Annotated in this window: 12 protein-coding genes; 4 read left to right on the top strand and 8 right to left on the bottom strand. The window is 43.2% G+C overall.

Annotated elements, in window-relative coordinates; all coding sequences use genetic code 11:
• Nucleotides 1–8: 8 nt before the first annotated feature.
• From B5D29_RS00060 to B5D29_RS00040, 5 genes are all read right to left on the bottom strand, one after another.
• A complete protein-coding gene (locus B5D29_RS00060) occupies nt 9–395 on the bottom strand; it encodes a 4Fe-4S dicluster domain-containing protein (protein ID WP_078767537.1) in 387 nt (128 codons plus the stop codon).
• A gap of 12 nt (nt 396–407) precedes the next feature.
• Nucleotides 408–1,193, bottom strand: a complete 786-nt coding sequence (locus B5D29_RS00055; RefSeq protein ID WP_078767536.1) for a CoB--CoM heterodisulfide reductase iron-sulfur subunit B family protein — start codon at nt 1,191–1,193, stop codon at nt 408–410.
• A 49-nt stretch (nt 1,194–1,242) separates the two neighbouring features.
• Nucleotides 1,243–2,619: a class II fumarate hydratase gene (fumC, locus tag B5D29_RS00050; protein ID WP_078767535.1), complete on the bottom strand. Its 1,377-nt coding sequence runs from the start codon at nt 2,617–2,619 to the stop codon at nt 1,243–1,245.
• Nucleotides 2,620–2,971: 352 nt separating this feature from the next.
• Nucleotides 2,972–3,925 (bottom strand): L-lactate dehydrogenase, encoded by a 954-nt coding sequence (locus tag B5D29_RS00045; protein ID WP_078767534.1) that lies wholly within the window; start codon nt 3,923–3,925, stop codon nt 2,972–2,974.
• Between the two features lie 228 nt (nt 3,926–4,153).
• Entirely contained in the window at nt 4,154–5,194 is a 1,041-nt protein-coding gene (locus B5D29_RS00040; protein WP_078767533.1) for a 3-deoxy-7-phosphoheptulonate synthase, read from the bottom strand.
• Nucleotides 5,195–5,448: 254 nt separating this feature from the next.
• Between B5D29_RS00040 and B5D29_RS00035 the strand changes: the two genes are divergently transcribed.
• From B5D29_RS00035 to B5D29_RS00020, 4 genes are all read left to right on the top strand, one after another.
• Nucleotides 5,449–5,805, top strand: a complete 357-nt coding sequence (locus B5D29_RS00035) for a cell division protein ZapA (RefSeq protein ID WP_143406692.1) — start codon at nt 5,449–5,451, stop codon at nt 5,803–5,805.
• Between the two features lie 104 nt (nt 5,806–5,909).
• Nucleotides 5,910–7,871 (top strand): U32 family peptidase, encoded by a 1,962-nt coding sequence (locus B5D29_RS00030; protein ID WP_159443352.1) that lies wholly within the window; start codon nt 5,910–5,912, stop codon nt 7,869–7,871.
• Complete coding sequence (locus B5D29_RS00025; RefSeq protein WP_078767530.1) at nt 7,871–8,416, top strand: Maf family protein; 546 nt, start codon at nt 7,871–7,873, stop codon at nt 8,414–8,416. Before B5D29_RS00030 ends, B5D29_RS00025 begins: the two co-directional genes overlap by 1 nt.
• 115 nt (nt 8,417–8,531) lie before the next feature.
• A complete protein-coding gene (locus B5D29_RS00020; RefSeq protein WP_078767529.1) occupies nt 8,532–9,437 on the top strand; it encodes a PHP domain-containing protein in 906 nt (301 codons plus the stop codon).
• A gap of 84 nt (nt 9,438–9,521) precedes the next feature.
• On the opposite strand, the gene B5D29_RS00015 is transcribed toward B5D29_RS00020, so the two are convergent.
• The 3 genes from B5D29_RS00015 to B5D29_RS00005 all read right to left on the bottom strand — a co-directional run bounded on the left by B5D29_RS00015 (nt 9,522) and on the right by B5D29_RS00005 (nt 18,780).
• Entirely contained in the window at nt 9,522–10,694 is a 1,173-nt protein-coding gene (locus tag B5D29_RS00015; RefSeq protein ID WP_078767528.1) for a leucine-rich repeat protein, read from the bottom strand.
• A 108-nt stretch (nt 10,695–10,802) separates the two neighbouring features.
• Nucleotides 10,803–12,191, bottom strand: coding sequence for a leucine-rich repeat domain-containing protein (locus tag B5D29_RS00010; RefSeq protein WP_078767527.1), 1,389 nt, complete (start codon nt 12,189–12,191; stop codon nt 10,803–10,805).
• Nucleotides 12,192–12,213: 22 nt separating this feature from the next.
• The gene (locus B5D29_RS00005; RefSeq protein ID WP_159443351.1) at nt 12,214–18,780 is read right to left on the bottom strand and encodes an Ig-like domain-containing protein; all 6,567 of its coding nucleotides are present in this window, start codon (nt 18,778–18,780) and stop codon (nt 12,214–12,216) included.
• Between the last annotated feature and the right edge of the window lie 356 nt (nt 18,781–19,136).

Here is a 19,136-nt window from a genome sequence, read left to right as displayed (position 1 = left end):
CTCCCTGCTTATTTCCAATACTTTCTCATTACAGACACGATAGCCTGCTGAGGTAAATCTTCATCCCACATTTCGGGAATGTCCTGCGGGTGCAAATGTTCCTCGCCCTGACGGCGAATCTTGGCAACTCTTACAGCCTCAACAAATCTTACCGGCTCAACGCCTCTTGGGCAACGCTCCAAGCAAGCAAGGCACGAAAGGCAGGTGTACAGTGATTCGCTCTCCAAAAGCGGTTCGATGTTGCCGTTTGCCACCATAGACACAAACTGATGCGGATGATATTCCATATTATCATAAGAAGGACAGGTTGCCGAGCATTTGCCGCAGCCCATACATTTGAGCGGATTGATACCTGCCGAACGGATAACCTGCTCTTTGAGATAATTATTTTCCATTGCAAGCCCTCCTTATTCGCCAATCAAACCGAGTGCCTCTGCAAGCACCTCTGTGAAGTACTTAACAGGCACATCGTAATCCGTTGCGTTCTTGTTGAGATTATACATACAAAGCGGACAAGCGGTGATAACCATCTCCGCACCGTTTTTAACTGCATTTTCAAGCACTGCGTTGCCGTTTGCCTTTGCAATTTCCTTGTTTTCAAGGGTGGTGTAACCGCCGCAGCATTCGTTGCGCATTGAATATACAACGGGTGTTGCACCGAGAGCCTTAATCAAATCCTCCATAATTGTAGGATTTTCAGGGTCGTCCATCTGCATAACTCTGCTTGGACGAAGAAGCAAGCAACCGTAATATGCCGCAATCTTTTTGCCCTTGAGCGGATTTTTTACCGCTGACTTGACATTGTCAAAACCTACCTTGTCACGCAAAACTTCAAGATAGTGAATGACATTTGTTTCGCCTCTGTAAGGCTCGTCAAGCTTCATATATCTTGCAACCTTGTCTGCGATTTCTTCATCGAGCATATCATTGTTTACCTGCTTGATTACATTGTGGCAGGCGGAGCACATAGTTACAAGGTCGTGACCGAGTTCTTTTGATTTATTGAGCGCACGAACGGAAGAAAGCTTTGTTGCAATCTCGTCCCTTGCCATAGGATAAACACCGCCGCAGCACTGCCAATCAGGGAGTTCCTCAAGTGTAACACCGAGAGCCTCCGCCGACATTCTTGCGTATTTATCCAAATCCTGCGCCTTTGTTTTCAAGGTGCATCCCGGATAATAACTGAAAGTCATTATTCTATTCTCCTTTATCCTAAATCCAAAATTCTAATTTTTACCGAAATCAAACCATCTGTTCCGGATGGAAAACTTCGTCAAATCTTTCTTCTGTGAGGAAGCCGAGCTGAACGCAAGCCTCCTTGAGAGAAATGTTGTTCTTGTATGCGAGCTTTGCAGTCTTTGCCGCATTTTCATAGCCGATATACGGGTTGAGAGCAGTAACAAGCATAAGAGAGTTGTGGAGGTTTGAAGCCATCTTATCCTCGTTTGCTGTGATGCCAACCGCACAGTTGTCGTTGAATGAAATCATTACTTCCGAAAGAAGTCTTACAGACTGTGTGAAATTGTAAATAATTACAGGCATAAATACATTGAGTTCGAAGTTGCCCTGTGAAGCAGCCATACCGATTGCTGTGTCGTTGCCGATAACCTGAACCGCAACCATTGTTACAGCCTCGCACTGTGTTGGGTTAACCTTGCCCGGCATAATTGATGAGCCCGGCTCATTTTCCGGGATTTTGATTTCGCCAAGACCAAGACGAGGACCGGAAGCAAGCCAACGAACATCGTTTGCAATCTTCATAAGGTCAGCCGCAAGAGCCTTGAGTGCGCCGTGAGCAAACACGATTTCGTCCTTTGAAGTGAGAGCGTGGAACTTGTTTGGTGCTGTGATGAAGTGCTTGCCTGTGATTTCTGTTACAGCCTCTGCTACCTTAACATCAAAGTCCTTTGGTGCGTTAAGACCTGTTCCTACCGCTGTTCCGCCGAGTGCCAATTCCTTAAGTTCAGGAAGTGCGATTTCGAGAAGTCGTCTGTCTTTTTCAAGAGAAGATCTCCAACCGCTGATTTCCTGTGAGAAAGTGATAGGAGTTGCGTCCTGAAGGTGAGTTCTGCCCGACTTTACGACGCCCTGATGCTTTTCTTCAAGCATTTTGAATGTTGCAATGAGCTTGTCAAGAGCAGGGAAAACTTTGTCCTCGATTCCAAGAACAGCCGCAATGCTCATAGCTGTTGGGAATGTATCGTTTGATGACTGTGACATATTGATGTCGTCATTCGGGTGAAGAATCTTTTTGCCTGCAATCTCGTTACCTCTGTTTGCAATAACCTCATTTGCGTTCATATTTGACTGTGTGCCCGAACCTGTCTGCCAAACAACAAGCGGGAAGTGCTCGTTGAGTGAACCGCTCATAACTTCGTCACAAGCCTGTGAAATAGCAGAAAGTTTTTCGTCTGTCATTTTTTCAGGCTTAAGCTGATTGTTTGCAATAGCAGCAGCCTTTTTGAGTACGCCGAATGCGTGAGTAATTTCTCTTGGCATAACTTCGATGCCAACGCCAATCTTGAAGTTTTCGTGGCTACGCTCTGTTTGTGCAGCCCAATACTTGTCTGCAGGTACTTTAACCTCGCCCATTGAGTCGTGTTCAATACGATATTCCATAATCTTTACCTCCTGATATCCGGTTGGGTTTAATTTTTTTCTACTATATTATATATTTCTGTTATTCTAATATCAAGGGCAAATTGTTAAAAAAATAACAATTTTGACATTTTCAGATACTTCTACAAAAAAGCAATCGTTAAAACTTTATTTTTCGTAATTTTGCCTGTTGAATGATAAAAACCTGCACAACTTTGCTCAAATCTTTTACAAATTGTTAAAACCCGTGCCAAACGGAGCAATCACATCCAACCCACACGCCCCCGATGTACAAAAAAATTGCCTCCCCGTAATAACACAGGAAGGCATATATACAATAGACGGGAGGGGATTCCAATCTTATTGTGCTGATTTACATATTGATTCCGTCGTATGATTCCTTGAGGATATTATACGAATTGCGGAGCTTTTCAATTTCCTCTTCTGTAAGGTTGAGAGGGAGGATTTTTCTGACACCGTTGCGGTTAACATAAGCAGGCAAGCCGAGATAAACATCACGCATACCGTACTCGCCGTTAAGTCTTGAAGAAACAGTGATTACGCTGTTTTCGTCACCGAAAATCGCCTTTGTAATTCTGACAAGGCTCATACCGATACCGTAATAAGTTGCGCCTTTGAGCTTGATAACTTCTGCGCCGGAATTCTTAACTTTTTCGATAATATCTTCAATATCTTCACGCTTATAATCGTTAGCAAATCTCTCATCATTGAAGAATTCTTCAACATTTTTGGTAGAAAGATTGAGCTGGCTGAAAGGAACGAACTCGCTGTCGCCGTGCTCGCCGATAACATAGCCGTGAACCGAATGAGGGTCAGCCTGAAAATAATCGCCGATGAGATAACGAAGTCGTGCTGTGTCAAGGGTTGTGCCCGAGCCGATAACTCTGTTTGCCGGGAATCCCGAAAGCTCATAGGTCACTCTTGTCATTACATCAACAGGGTTTGAAGCAACAAGGAAAATGCCGTTGAAACCCGATGCAACGATTTTTGAAATAAACGATTTGAAGATTTTTACATTTTTATTAAGCTGGTCAAAGCGGGTTTCGCCCGGTTTTCTTGAACCTGCCGAAGCTGTGATTACAACGAGGTCAGCATACGCACAGTCTTCAAATGAGCCTGCACGAATTTTCATATGAGAGCTTGAAAAGCACAAGCCATGATTAAGGTCCATAGCTTCACCTTTTGCCTTGTCCTCGTTAATATCAATAAGAATTAACTCATTGCACAAATCGGAATTAAGAAGAGCATAAGCATAGCTCATACCTACCATGCCGCATCCGACAAGTGCTACTCTTCTGTTTGCCATAACTATCTTACCTCCTAAACATTGTTAAATATATAACAATTCGATTTGATTAGATTTTATATCAATAGCGATAAATTGTCAATAATTTAACAACTTTTGATACAAATTTCTCTTTTTGCAACAAAAACCACGCCGAATGAGAGCCGTATTTTGTTTACTAATAAAAAAATCACCTGCTGTGAGCGTGCTTTGGGGCACACTCACAGCAGGTATTTTAATTTAATTTTATTATAATTGTTCCGCAATAATGTGGATGAGTTCTCTTGTTTTATCCCATCCGAGACATGGGTCGGTGATTGATTTGCCGTAAACACCGTCCTCAACCTTTTGGTTGCCGTCCTCAAGATATGATTCAATCATAAAGCCCTTGACCATCTTCTTGATGTCGTTGCTGTGGCGCATAGAATGAAGCACCTCGTTTGCAATACGAACCTGCTCAAGATACTTTTTGCCCGAGTTGGAATGGTTTGTGTCAATAATAACAGCAGGATTTTTGAAACCGCCGTTGCAATATTGAGTGCAAAGGTTCATCAAATCCTCGTAGTGATAGTTGACATGGTTGATGCCGTGCTTGTCCACGCTTCCACGAAGAATGACATGAGCCATATCGTTGCCGGCAGATTCAACTTCCCAGCCTCTGTACAAGAACATATGTCCCGACTGAGCAGCCTTGATTGCGTTGAGCATAACGGAAATGTCGCCTGATGTCGGATTTTTCATTCCGACAGGGATATTGAGAGCAGAGGAGACAAGTCTGTGTTCCTGATTTTCGACACTTCTTGCACCAACCGCAACATATGAAAGAAGGTCTGACAAATATCTGTGATTTTCAGGGTAGAGCATTTCGTCTGCGCAGGTAAGACCTGTTTGCTCGATAGCGTCCTTGTGGAGCTGTCTAACCTCGATGATACCCTCGAGCATATCGGGTTTCTTTTCAGGGTCAGGCTGATGAAGCATACCCTTGTAGCCCTCGCCTGTTGTGCGAGGCTTGCCTGTGTAAATTCTCGGAATGATGAGAATTTTGTCCTCAACTTCTTTTTGAACCTCGGCAAGTCTGTGGATATATTCAAGAACAGGCTCCGGCTTGTCGGCAGAGCAAGGACCGATGACAAGAACGAGCTTGTCGCTTTCACCCTTAAAGACTTTTTCGATTTCCTTATCTCTGATTTCTTTTTTTGCGGTAGCCTCTTCCGAAAGCGGATACTGTGCCTTGATATCCTTCGGTACAGGTAGCTTTCTGATGAACTTTGTGTTTTTCATATTATCCATACTTTTCACCTCTCAAAACTTCTATAGTTTGTTATAATAGTAATATTATATTATCACCGATTATATCATCCGTCAACAAATAGAATAAATTTTAATTACAGTTAAAAAATCAAGTAATTTCATTTATCCTTTTCAACATTTCCACTTAAAATATGGAAACGCACAATCGGTTTATAATGTTGACATTTTTATATTAAATTGTTATACTAAAAGAGAATAAAAATTTGAAGTATTATGACGAAAAAGGTGATACTATGGAAAAAAACAGAGTTACTCTGAAAATTTACGGCAATTCATACACCATCTTGACAGAAGATGACACAGAATATGTAGAACAGCTCGGTGAGCTCATCAACAAGGAGATGCACAACATTTCCAACGAATCGCCAAATCTTTCGCAAACACAGTGCGCCGTGCTTGTTGCACTTGACCAAGCAGACGCTTGCAAAAAGGCAAACAGCGAAGCAGTCAACCTGCGTGTTCAAATCAAGGATTATATCGAGGATGCCGCAAGAGCAAAGCTTGAGGTTGATGTTGCAAGACGAGAGATTGAAAGACTCAACAGAGAACTTTCCGCACTTCGAAGCAAAAACGCAAGCGAAGGCAAATAAACCATATACTACGATTAATGGACGCAGTGTGTGTCCATTAATTTTTTTGAAAGACGAACAAAGATATGAACAATAAACCGGAAATTTTAGCACCTGCAGGAAGTATGGAAAGTTTGATTGCTGCCGTTAGGTGCGGAGCAAATGCCGTTTATCTCGGCACAAAAGGAATAAACGCAAGGCGAGGCGCAACGAACTTCACCTTTGAGGAACTGAAGCAGGCGGTGGAATACTGCCACGCAAGAGATGTCAAGATTTACCTTGCGCTCAACATCCTCATTTCTGACAGCGAGAGGGAGCTTGCATACAAAACCGTTGAAGCAGGATTGTCGCTTGGAGTTGACGCCTTCATCATCCAAGACCTCGGACTTGCAAAAATCATACACAGCCATTTTCCGACAGCAAGAATGCACGCTTCAACCCAGTGCAGTGTCAATTCACCGGAGGGGTTCAAGGCGCTTGAAAAAATGGGCTTTGTTCGTGCTGTTTTGCCAAGAGAAATGAGCCTTGACGAAATCAAGGAAATTCGACAGGCAACAGATATGGAGCTTGAAATGTTTGTGCACGGCGCACTTTGTATGTGCGTGAGCGGTCAATGCTATTTATCGGCAATGCTCGGCGGTCGCTCGGGCAACCGTGGACTTTGTGCACAACCTTGCAGGCTCGGTTTCAGCGCCGATGCAAGCAGAAGCTGTGACTTGTCGCTAAAAGATTTGAGCCTAATCGGCAACATAAACGAAATTGCACAGGCAGGAGTTGTCAGCCTGAAAATCGAGGGCAGAATGAAGCGTCCCGAATATGTTGCGGCGGCTGTCACCTCGTGCAAAAAGGCGATTGACGGCGAATATTCCGCCTCTGACGAAAACACGCTGAAATCTGTATTTTCCCGAACAGGATTTACCGACGGATATTTTACAGGCAAACGCAAGGATATGTTCGGCACCCGTCAAAAAGAGGATGTTGTGGCGGCAAAGGATGTGCTCAAGGAATTGTCGCACCTCTACGATAACGAAAATCCGCTTGTGCCGATTGACATTGAGTTCATCTGCAAAGCGAACCGCAAAGCAGAACTGACGGCAAGGGCACTCGGAAAAGCCGTAACCGTGACGGGCACCGTACCCGAAAAGGCAATCAACAAGCCGATGACCGAAGAATCCGTTAAAACAAGGCTTGCAAAATTCGGTAACACTCAATTCTATTTGAAAAATATAAAAATCGACCTTGACGACGGATTGATTTTGCTGGCAAGCGTAATCAATTCAATGCGCAGGGAAGCGGTTGAAATGCTTGACAAAGTTGAAATTCAGCCGTTTACACAAATGCCGTACAAAGCCGAAAAGTACAAAGAAAAGGACTGCACACCGTACTACACAGCAAGATTTTTGAATCCCGACAGCATCCCGGACAAGCATCCGTTCAAGAGGATTTTCATCCCGATTTGGAGCAGTGACGAGGATTTTGTGGACAACCGTGCAGGAGTTGAAGTGCCGAGAGGGCTTTTCGGTATGGAAGAAAAGCTCACCAAAAGGCTTGAACACCTGAAAAAAATCGGTGTCAGAAAAGCGCTTTGCTCAAACCTCGGCGCATATTCGCTTGCACAAAAAATGGGATTTGAGGTATACGGCGACTTTGGATTGAACATATTTAACAGTGAGAGCGCACAGCTTTTCAACTCTCCGATTTTGTCATTTGAGGCAACTCTTGAACAGACAAACCGAATCGGCGCAAAGGACACGGGAATTATCGGCTACGGATATTTACCGCTTATGCTGACACGAAACTGCCCGATTAAAAATCACCTCGGCTGTTCCCGTTGCACAGGAAAGCTCACCGACCGCAAGGGATTTGAGTTCAAGGTGAAGTGTTCGCCTTATCCGTGCGTTGAGGTGCTCAACCCTGTTCCTGTTTATATGGGCGACAGGCAAAAGGAAATCAAGACCGACTTCATCCATTTTTACTTCACTGACGAGAGCAAAAATCAGGTTGAGCAAATCATCAATTTGTTCAAAACAGGCGGTCAATTTGACGGCAAATACACACGAGGCTTGACATACAGAGGGGTAGAATAATGATAATTTTGGCATCACAAAGCCCGAGAAGGCAGGAGCTGTTGAAGCTCATAACAAACGATTTTGAAATAAAGGTCAGCAATGTTGACGAAACTTTGCCAAGCGGAATTTCTCCGAAAGACGCTGTTTTGTATCTGTCAAAAATCAAGGCAGAGCCGTTCAAAAACGACAGCGACATCATCATCGGTGCAGACACGGTTGTTGCACTTGACGGCAAAATCCTCGGCAAACCGAAGAATGACGAAAACGCAAGGGAAATGCTCAAATTTTTATCGGGCAAGGCTCACAGCGTATTCACGGGAGTGACCTTAATCAAGGGCGACATCACAAGGAGTTTTTCCGTTGAAACAAAGGTGAAATTCTTTGATTTGACCGATGAAGAAATAGACGAATACATCAAAACAGGAGAGCCTGCTGACAAGGCGGGAGCGTACGGAATTCAAGGCTACGGCTCACTGCTTGTCGAAAAAATTGACGGCGACTACTTCAATGTTGTCGGACTTCCCGTAAGCAAACTTGCAAGGGAGCTTTTAGCAATAAAATAACAAACTTTTATATGTAGAAACAGCAGATTTATTGTTGAAATTTCTACATTTTTATGTTATAGTATAAATAAATATTGTGCCCTAATACCGACACAAAACAGAAAGGAGACGTATTATGGCGGCGGATTTACATTGTCATACAAAGCTGAGCGACGGCTCTGTTGGCATTGAAGATTTAATAGTTATCGCACAAAAAAGCGGAATTGATACAATAGCCATCACCGACCACGACTGCCTTGCAGGTGTCGTCAGAGGTCAGGTCATCGGCAAAAGATACGGCATAAACATTGTGTCGGGCGTTGAAATCAGCGCTTTTGATGAAATTGCAGGCAAGAAAGTTCACATCATATCATACCTCGCAGACGCACCGGACAGACTTGAGCGAATTTGCAAAAAGACTTCTGTTGCACGAAAGAGAGCAGGTCAAATTATGATGCTTAAAGTTGCGGCAAGATTTCCTGTTACAAGCGAATTCATCATCAGCCACGCAAGCGGTTCAACCAACCTTTACAAGCAACACATTATGCACGCACTTATGGATGCAGGCTACACAGACGAGATTTTTGGAGATTTGTACTATCAACTGTTCGACACAGGCAGTGAAAACAATGTTCTCGCTCCTACAAAGTACCCATCCGTAAAAGAAGTTATTGATGAAATTCACGGTGCGGGCGGTATCGCTGTTCTTGCTCATCCGGGCAAGTTCAACAACCGTGACGAAATCGAGGATTATGTTGAGCTTGGACTTGACGGCGTTGAGGTTTGGTCACCTGAAAACAGTGACGAATTGACAGAAGAGCTCATCGCACTTTGCAAGAAGAAAAAGCTTTTGCAAACAGGCGGTTCGGACTTCCACGGAACATACGGCAGACAATCGGTTACGGTTGGCGCATATTCAACTCCGCAGGAGCACCTCGACAAACTTATGAGCTACAAATCACGCAAAAGGAGTGCGGCTCGCCGTGCCGAGAAAAAGGCAGCAGCCGAGAAAGCGGCGCTTGAAGCAGAACAAAACAAATAAAAACAAACGCAATGAATTTTAAAATCAAAGTTCACTGCGTTTTTTGTTTGTATCAATGCCAAGGATATTCCTTGGTTTTTTATTTTATTTGCGAAGAATTGCATAATCCTTTGCGTTGATTACACCGTCGGAATTAACATCAAACTTGCGATTTTCATCGGTCAACTCTTCGTGATAAACATTTGCAAACGGCTCTCTTGAAGTTTTGCCGCATCTTGAGCAATCGAGCACGACATCACTGCCGTCAACATTGCTCGGCACAAAATCGTGACCAAGCGGAGAAATGTTCTCCTTGTACGAATCACCGCAGGCAATGCAGGTGTAAACATTATAGCCAAACTCCTCGCAAGTCGGCTCAACGGTTGAAGAAAGTTCGTACTTGTGCTGACTGCAAACAAATTCGGCAACAACATCAAACTTGCCGTTTTCGGTCAAAGTTGAACCGTCATAATCACGGGCAAGTCGAAAACGAGCGCCAAGATAATATCTCTTACCGGCTTTGAGATTGTACGAAAACTTGAAATTCAAGCCTCCGCCGTTCCAATCGTCATCATAAATCAAAGCGGTTCTTCTCAAATCGCCGTAGTTGTCGGAATAAACATAATTTTCTGCATCAAACAAAAATCCCACCGTGTTCTTTTTGCCTGTTGAATAAAAGGTCAATTTGCCGTCTGTAAGCGGAACAAACGACCAAAGCTGAAGTTCATCCGACTTTGTGATGTGGGCAGTTGTGCTCATAGAATCCATAGGCGAATCAAACATAATATTGTTCCTGAAGCAATATGCCTGTGCCGCACTTTTGGTTGAGCAATGGGCAACGAAGCCCTGCGGGGTTTCCATCCGGTCATTAAAACCAAAAGCATAATCGCCCACGGTTTCAACGCTGTCGGGCACGGTTAATTCAAGCAACTTGTTGCATCCCGCAAAAGATGCCTCGCCGATAGATTTTACACTGCTTGGCAATTCAACGGTTTGGGTGTACTTGAACTGTGCAAAGGAATAACTGCCGACAGAAGTTATGCCATCACTAATCACAATATGCTTTGTTTCATCTCGGTAAACATTCCAAGGGCGTGATTTAAGGTCATTTTCCTTATAATCCAAAATGTCGCCACTGCCTTTGACGGTCAAGGTTGCACTTTCAGGCTCGTAATTGAACGACACAGTGCCTGCAACCGCCGTGAGACTTATGCTTAAAACTCCGGAAATAATCAAAGCAACGGCTGTAATTAAACATATCAGTCTTTTATTTTTCATAAATTCACATCCGCAATTTCACAAAAAATTCTGTACATTAACAATAATGCCTGCAACGATTATACTCATTGCAGGCATAAAAATCAAGACTTTTTCTTCAATTTTTGATTAATAATCATTAACAATAATGGCAAAGTCCTTTGCATTTACAACATCGTCATTGTTTAAATCCGCCTCGGCATTATAGTTCGGGTCGCCTTTGAAGCAATTATATGTGTCGTTAAAGTTGAAGTGCAAGGTCTTTTTGTCACACTTTGTACACCTGATGTCAATATCTCCGTTTTCGGTATTGATATTTTTGATAATGTTGTGGTCATCTGCCCAAACAATATAGACATCCATATCGGCTGTGACATTTGAGAAATCTTCCGACCACGAAACAAACTTTTTGCAAGATGATGCTTCAGGAACGGCAGGTGCGGTTGCACTCTTGCCTGTTTCAACAAGCTGATAGCCTAATCTTACGCTCTTTGTTTCGTCAAGATAGAAGTTGACCTGATACATATTTCTGTTGACAATCGTGTTGACCGTCATCAAATCGCACTTGTCGTTGCCGGTATTATATTTGTAGGTGAAGCCGTCTTTGACCTCGTTGTTGGCATTGACGAGTTTGCCCGAAATATTGATGAGTTCATCTGTTACAAACGCACCGTTTGAATATGCAAGGATTGTATCCTCGCCCTCTTCGGTTTGAATAACGGTGTCGAGTGTGGTAGAGATAACTCTGGATGAATCGGCAAAAGTCTTTGGAACAGTAATTTTGTTATCGCTGACCTTTGCAGGAAGTTCAATCCACTGATTTCCGATTGCTTCCGTTGCAATGTTTTGAAGAGCGGTATTTGCCGAAAGGTCAAGTTCCGCAATGTGGTTGCTTGAACAACGAAGCTGAACAAGTTTTGTGTTGTTGCTCAAATCAAGTTCGCTAAGCTCATTTTGGAACACATTGAGTTTTGTGAGTTCCTTATTCTTGCTCAAATCAAGGGTAGCAATTTTATTTATATTAGCCTTTAAATCGCTAAGCTGTGGACAACCCGAAACATCGAGCGATGTAATGTTGTTCTCGGAGCAATCAAAAACTGTCAAATTAGGGAGCGAACCTATTGTGATTGTTTTAAGATTGTTGCCTGAAGCTCTTACTGTATTGAGTTTTTGGTTTTTGCTGATGTTGAGCGAAGTTAAGCCAAGGTCGGCACAATAGAGTTTTTCAAGATTATAGAACTTGTCAATACCGTCAAGGTTTGAAACCTGTTCGTTCTCTATGAAAGCATCCAGCCACATACTCTTTACACTGCTGATTTCCGAAACAGACAAATAGCCGTTGCCGTCCAAATCGCATTCGTCTGTGATATACCCACGAAACGCATTGTCGGGAAAGTTCTGCTCATTGATGGCAACCAAATCCTCGGCAAACGCCACACTGCCCATTGAAAGGCAGGTGGCTAATGTGAGTAATGCCAGAACAGAGGCTATACCTTTTTTAATATATAATTTTATCATAATTTAGCATACCTCTTATCTTTTATTTTCTACTGATTTGAACAGGAATCTTTGCTTGTACCTTTGTGCCGTCGGCATTTGTTACGGTACAGGTAATGTTTGTGTTGTTGGTTGCCTTGGCTCTGCCTGCAATTGTGAGGTCAACCTTGCCGGTTGAATCAATTGAGATGTACTCGGAACTTGTTGATGTCCACTCAACATTGGTAGGCTCTGCACATCCAACATCATCGGTCTTGTATTCAAGAGTGAATGGGCTGAAATCTCTGTATCCGAGTGAATAGCCCGACTTTATTACGGAATCAACCTTTTGACCGTCAAGAGTGATGTAGATTGAGCTGATAGCCACAAGTTTGTCTACAACAGTAATATTATAGGTATAGGTTGTTTCTCTGTCGTAATCATCAACAACTCTTGCGCTGACTGTAACAGTTCCGCTTTCGGCTGTCTTTGTAAGAACAATGCTGTCCTTGTTTTCGCTGATAGCAGAAGTTACGCCAACCTCGTTGTCGGTTGTGAGTTCAAAGGTCTTGTACATAGTGCCGGCAATTGCAACATCAATGTTGAGCACACCGCCGATTGCCTCATATGTCATTCCGTTTGAAAGTGCCTTGCCGTTTGCAGTCATTGAAACAACAGGGAGAACAAACTCGTGATTTTCAAGCTCGCTGAGAGTTGTTTGGAGCTTTGTGCAAGCACTATCAATTTCACCCTGTGTAGCGTCAGGATTGTCGAACACTGCCCTTGCGGCAGCCAAATCTGTTTGGAGCATTGTGCCGTATTCAACATCATAATCCTGATAGTTGAGATTGCTTGCTTGTACGATAGCCTCCTCAAGTGCCGAAGTGTCCCAAGTTGTTTGAACCTGAATTTCTCCAACATAACCACCGTCAATAGTTGTAACCTTGACAGTTGTCTTGCCTTGAGTTTTGAACAATACAAGACCGTCTGCATTGACTGTTGCAATGCTTTCATCCATTGATTGATACAAGCAACCTGTTACGGAAGCAGGAATTTGCTGAACCGTTGAATCACTTGCCAAAACAGGAGTGATTTGCTTTTGTTTGTTAGGAGCACCGTAGAGGAGTGCAGTTTCAAACGATACGCCCGTTACTGCATTTCTTACGAATGAAACATATACGCTGTCTGAATAGCTGTCGCCATAAGCGGTTGTTACGGTTGCAGTAATCTTTGCTGCGCCCGGAAGTGCATTTTTGTTTGTTACCAAACCGTCATTGTTGACAGTGATTGACGAATCCGATGAGGTCCACTTGATTGATGAGTACATACCGTTGTCAGGAAGTACCTTGCTTGAAAGCTGAACGCTTACACCGTTGAGTGCAGTGCCTTTGTATCTGATAAAGCCCGGATTTGGCTCGCTGACAGCAGACTGTGCATCGTCAAGCGAAACCTTGATGCCTGTTGCCGGAATGTAGCCTGAAAGGTTGCCGTAAGCCTCGTTAAGTTTGCGAAGTGCCTCGTTAACTTCAGCCTGATTTGCCTTGCCTGCATTAATCATTTCTTTGCAGATGTTAACCTGAGCTCTCAATGCATTGAGTGATTCCTCGGTGTACTGGTCGGTATCCTTAACATCGTTAAGAAGTTTTTCATATTCCGTAACCTTTGATGCAAGTACGCTGAAATCGGTTTCAACAGTTACATTAACAATTTGTGAAAATCCGCCGTCAAGTGTCTTTGCAGTGATTGTGCACTGACCTGCGTTGCCCGGAGTTACAACACCGCCTGCAGATACGGTTGCAATGCTTTCGTCACTTGATTTAAAGATTACCTTATCGGTATAGCCAACGCCTGTACCCTTTGTTGTGTAGTTGAGCTGATACGGCTCTGCTGTGCCCTTGAGGTTAAGTTCAAGCGGTGAAACTGTAAGTTCGGTACAAACAACATCCGCCATTGATACCCAAATTTCACGCTCGGTTGTCTTGCCGTAATCGTCTGTATAAACTGCCTTTACTCTTGCCCAAGATACAGAAGTCTGTCCTGAAGGTGTGAGCTTGATTGTTCCGCCCGATGCCTCGGACTTCATATTTGATTTTTCGATAACCTCCCAATTAACAAACTTATACATTGCGTCTTCCGGTTCGCACGAAGCTGTTAGGAATATGTCATTATAATTGTTATAATTTGAATACTTCTTTGAAAGGTCAATTGAAACTGCGCCGTTTGAGCCGACTGTTCCGCCTCCGACAGATGTTGCGATATCCAAAAGATTTCTTGACTGTGTTTCGTACTTAACATTGATTGTGCTAACCGAAACATACGGATGAGTTGCAAGTGCCTCGCCTGCTGATTCAAGTGCCGATGCGGCAGCGTCAATGTTTTCTTGGCTCATAGACTTGTCATTAAGAACAACCATAGCATGCTCATACGCATTCTTGAATGCCATACCGTATTCATATTCGTATTGAGTATAATCGGTGTTTTTGTATTTTTCGATAGCCGCCTTGAGTGCAGTTCTGTCGCCCTCGGTGGAAACCCTACATTCCGAATAAATACCGCCGTCATATGATACGCAACGAACAACGGTTGAGCCTGCGTTCTTAAATGTTACCAAGCCTGTTTTTTCGTCTATCGTTGCAACATTTTCGTCATCCGACTCCCAATAATAGTCCTTGATGTCTGCTGCGCCTGTGTGAACAAGTGTTGTTCCTTCAGGTTCAACAGTTGCCGAGAGTTGATGTGTTTCTCCGATAGAACCTGAAATGGTTTCTTCAGAAAGTCTGATGCCTGTAACCGGATGATACGAGAACGATACATGCACGGTGTCGGAGAATTCCTTGCCAAACGAATCGGTTACGGTACAAGTGATGACGCTGTAGCAAGCCTTGTTTGCTGTTGGTGAGCATATACCGTCAGAAGATACCGAAACTTCGTCAGGTCTTGAAGATGTCCACTCTGCCTTTTGATAGGTTGCGTCATTTGGATAAAGTCTAACCTTGAGGTTAAGTTTTGCATTTGTATATTTTATACCTTCTTTAAGGAGCTTAAGGTCATACTGATAGAATTCCTTGGTTTGCTCGCCGTCAAGGTAAAGTTCAACCTTTTGGATATTTACATACTTTTTAAGGTTTGATTGTGCTGTTTGGAGCTTGATATACTGTGCGTCAACCTCCTCTTGAGTGCTGTTTTTAGCCTCAAGCATTTGCTCCGCTTCTCTCTTTGCGGTGATATACGGTTGCCATGTTTCAGGATAATAAGCCTCCTCACGGAGTGAAAGGCTGTTGTACTGGCTGACAAGAAGTGCAAGATTGTCGTAATTTGTGGTTACGGTAATGTTACACTCGCCTGTGAATCCGCCGTCAGCTGTTGTTGCAATGATTCTTGCGTTACCGCCGTAAATGAATTTTACAACGCCGTCTTTGTCAACCGTGCAAACATTTTCGTTGGTTGAACGCCAAGTTACAGCGCCAACAGAAGCGTCTGACTTGCCGATAACAGATTTTGGAAGAACAATTGTCTTGAGCTGTTGAGATTCGCCGATTTTTGCATCTGTGATTTCTTTTGGAATAATCTCAACGCCCGTTGCTTTCGTTTTTGCAAATGCAACATGAACAACATCAATAACCTCTGTTCCGCTGTAATCGGTTACGGAACAGGTGATGTCTGCCGAGCAAGGATTGTTTGAAGTCGGACGGCAAATGCCGTTTTCGTCAACTGCAATAGAATCGTTTGATGAGCTCCACTCTGCTCTTGAGAACATTGCGCCCTTTGGATTAACCTTGTAATCAAAGTCGTAGCTGTAGTTCTTATAATTCTTTGCTGTGCCAACCTTAATTGTTACATATTTATTCTTGAGTGCATTGCCGTTTTTATCTGCGATTTGAAGGTCTGTGATGCTTACAAAACCGCCAATCTTTGTGAATGCGGCAAGGAGATTTGCTGCTGTTGTGTCAACAAGATTTTGCGAAGGCATATCCTGCTCATCAAGAACAATGTACGCAAGATTGAGCTTTCTGCAATAATCTTTATAGTAATCCTTATTAAACTTTGTTTTAAGAACAACTGTTCCGTCACAAAGTTCAACAAGTTCTCTGAGTCTTTGCTTATCAGGTCTTACGGTTACTGTCTTTTCGTCAATAAAAGCACCGTCAGCCGATACGCAATAGAGTGTTGCTGTGCCGACATCGTGAGCTGTGAGAACAGCGTCTGAATTGTCATTGCCCTTGTTTTCAACAGTGAAGATTTCTTCATCCGATGAATACCAGTTTGCATCGTAGCAAGCATATGCCGAACTTTCCAAAGTACCGTCAAAGGTAACTGTGTGAGTTGCCTCGCCTGTTTTGCCGTTGATGAGATTGATTGATTCCTCGTTAATCTTATTTCCTGTTGCGTAGTTTCTTGTGATACAAACAGTGATTACATTTGACAATACCTCGCCGTCTGCCGAAACTGCATAAACATCAAATTTTTGAGTTGTTTCGTGACCCGGCTTAACGGTGATTTCGTTTGTATGAGTATCTTCCGAAACCTTTTGGTCACAATTGGAATTGCTTACAACCCACTTAACATTTTGATAGGTTGCGTTTTCAGGATAAACCTTTGCTGTTACGGCTGTGCCTCTGCCGTTGTAGGCATTGCCGAGACCGATTTTTTCGGTGCAATAGTAGTAATCCTTGCCGTTGATGGTTACGGTTTTGTTTTTGCCTATTGACGGATTGCCAAGACCGAGCGCCTTTGTAACGCTGATGTCAATCTTTTCAACCGGAACACCTGTTTCAACCTCTTTGATTGCTGTGTACGAACTGATTTCGTAAAAACTTCCGTCAGAAATACGGTAGCCTGTTTTTGCTTCAAGTGCGATTTTGCACTTACCGCCGTTGAGCGGAGTGAAGTGACCCTTGCTGTCGATTTGAGCCACACCGTCAGGGTCAACGGCAACATTTTCGCCGTCTGCCCAAATATATGTTGGGTTGCCGTCCTCATCTTCAGGGCCTACCATACCCCACTTGATGTAGAGGTTATCGCCCTCGGCAACACGATTTGGATAAATTGTGTATGAGAAATCCTCTGTGTCCTCAATGTCGACAAGGTCTTTGCCGTTGATGTCAACCTTTGAAAGATACTTACCTGTTTTACCCGTTACGGTAATCTGCAAAGATTTGTCAACATTATTTGTGGTTGAGGTTGCGTGAATTGTGACAGTCTGTGAAGAAAGTGAACCGAGAGAACCGCCTGCATCAAGACCTGTTACAACACCTGTTGTTTTGTCTACGCAAGCAATATTTGGGTTTTCCGAAGTCCACACGATGTCTGACGGGTCGCCGACAGACGGTTCGATATTTGTAGGAGTGAGCTGGATTTGCTGACCCTCTTTAACGGTGTTAAGACCGTCAATGTCAAAATTCTTAATCGGCTCTGCCTTAACAACTGTAAAGTCGATTGTGTCGTTGTATGCAAACTGCAAGCAGAGATTTGCAATGAGCTTTACTGCTGTTGCGGTGAGCTGAACAGGGTCGGCAGTGTCGCCCACGATGTCGGAAATTGCAAAACAAGCATCCAAAATTGTGGCAAGCACATTTCGGTTAATATCAAGACCGATGTACTTGATGATGATATCGGCTGCCTTTTGAGAGTCGATTGTGCCTGTGTGCTCAAGTTCATAGAAATAGTTGATGAACTTGAGCAAGCCCTGTATGACATCGTCCGAGTCAGGAGATGCCATAATTGTTGCTGTGCCGATATTCTTAAATTTTACAAGACCGCTGTCGTCAACTGTTGCAACAACCTTGCCCTGTGAAACTATTGATGATGATTTTACGGAGTATACTGTGCCAAAGTTAAGTCTTTGCGGAGTGGTGATAGCATAAAGCTGAATCTGACCGCCCTTTGCAACTGTATCAGGCACTTGCGACTTATTTGTGATGTGAGTACCGTTTGGCAAAAATGCTGCGTACCATTCCTCACACTTTTTAACAACAAGCCGGATAACATCATCAGCCTGCTTTTCGCCGTACTTGTCATAAAGCACGCAGTGAATGTTTGAATTAACCTTGTCGAGATATGAACGGAGTGAGTCAATAAGTTCGCCCTCGTAGGACTCAATCTGCTCTGCAATCAAAGAATCAGAGCCGAGCGTCTTTTCAAGAATGGCAACAATTTCGTCTGTGTCCATTGAGTCAATGTTAACATACTCATTGAAAAATGCCTTTTCAAGAAGTGCGCCGAGAGGTTTGCCCAAAAGCGGAATAGTCTTTACCTCATTGTCAATCCAAAGATGAACAACCGCACCCTTTGATGAGTCGAACGCCTTAACCTTACCTGTTTGGTCAACATCGGCAAGAGCCGGCGCCTCGGAATACCACTTTACATAACCGTTGTCCGGGAACTGCGAGTCAATCATTTTGTACTTTAATTGAAGCTCGTCACCCTCGGTCATATAAACGATATACGGTGTCGTGTTGTCCTCCTGTTTGTCGGGAACAATGGTGTCTGTGTCGCTGAAGAAGATTTGAAGGTCGTACTTGCCTTCAACACCGTCACCGGCAAATGCACTGACCGCAGGCAATACCGCTGTGACGGACATAACAACTGCAAGCATTATGCTGACGGTTTTTTTCAAAAAACTCTTTTTCATAAGTCTTTCCCCCATTAATTATTTTTCTCCGTAAAACTCTTTATATATATTTTTATATAAAAATTGTCTTATGTATATTATAAACCGATTATTGCTTTTCGTCAATATTTGCCATATTGGCATAAATTACAAACTTTTTTTGTACAGTTTGTGCATTAACACGACAAAGACATTACCCGTTGTATAAATTTTAAAAGAATATCAACACAGTTCAGGCTGTTGAGAAAGGTTCTGAATTCCGTTTTTTGCGAACTTAGCTGTACCTCGTCAAAACATATTCCGTATAGAACAAAACAAAGTTTTGTAAATATACTACATATGTTTTTCCTCTTTCCAAAAAATCTACAGATTTTTTG

This window comes from Eubacterium coprostanoligenes, assembly GCF_900167205.1.
Lineage (GTDB): Bacteria > Bacillota > Clostridia > Oscillospirales > Acutalibacteraceae > Eubacterium_R > Eubacterium_R coprostanoligenes.
This window is presented reverse-complemented; position numbering and strand designations above follow the sequence as displayed.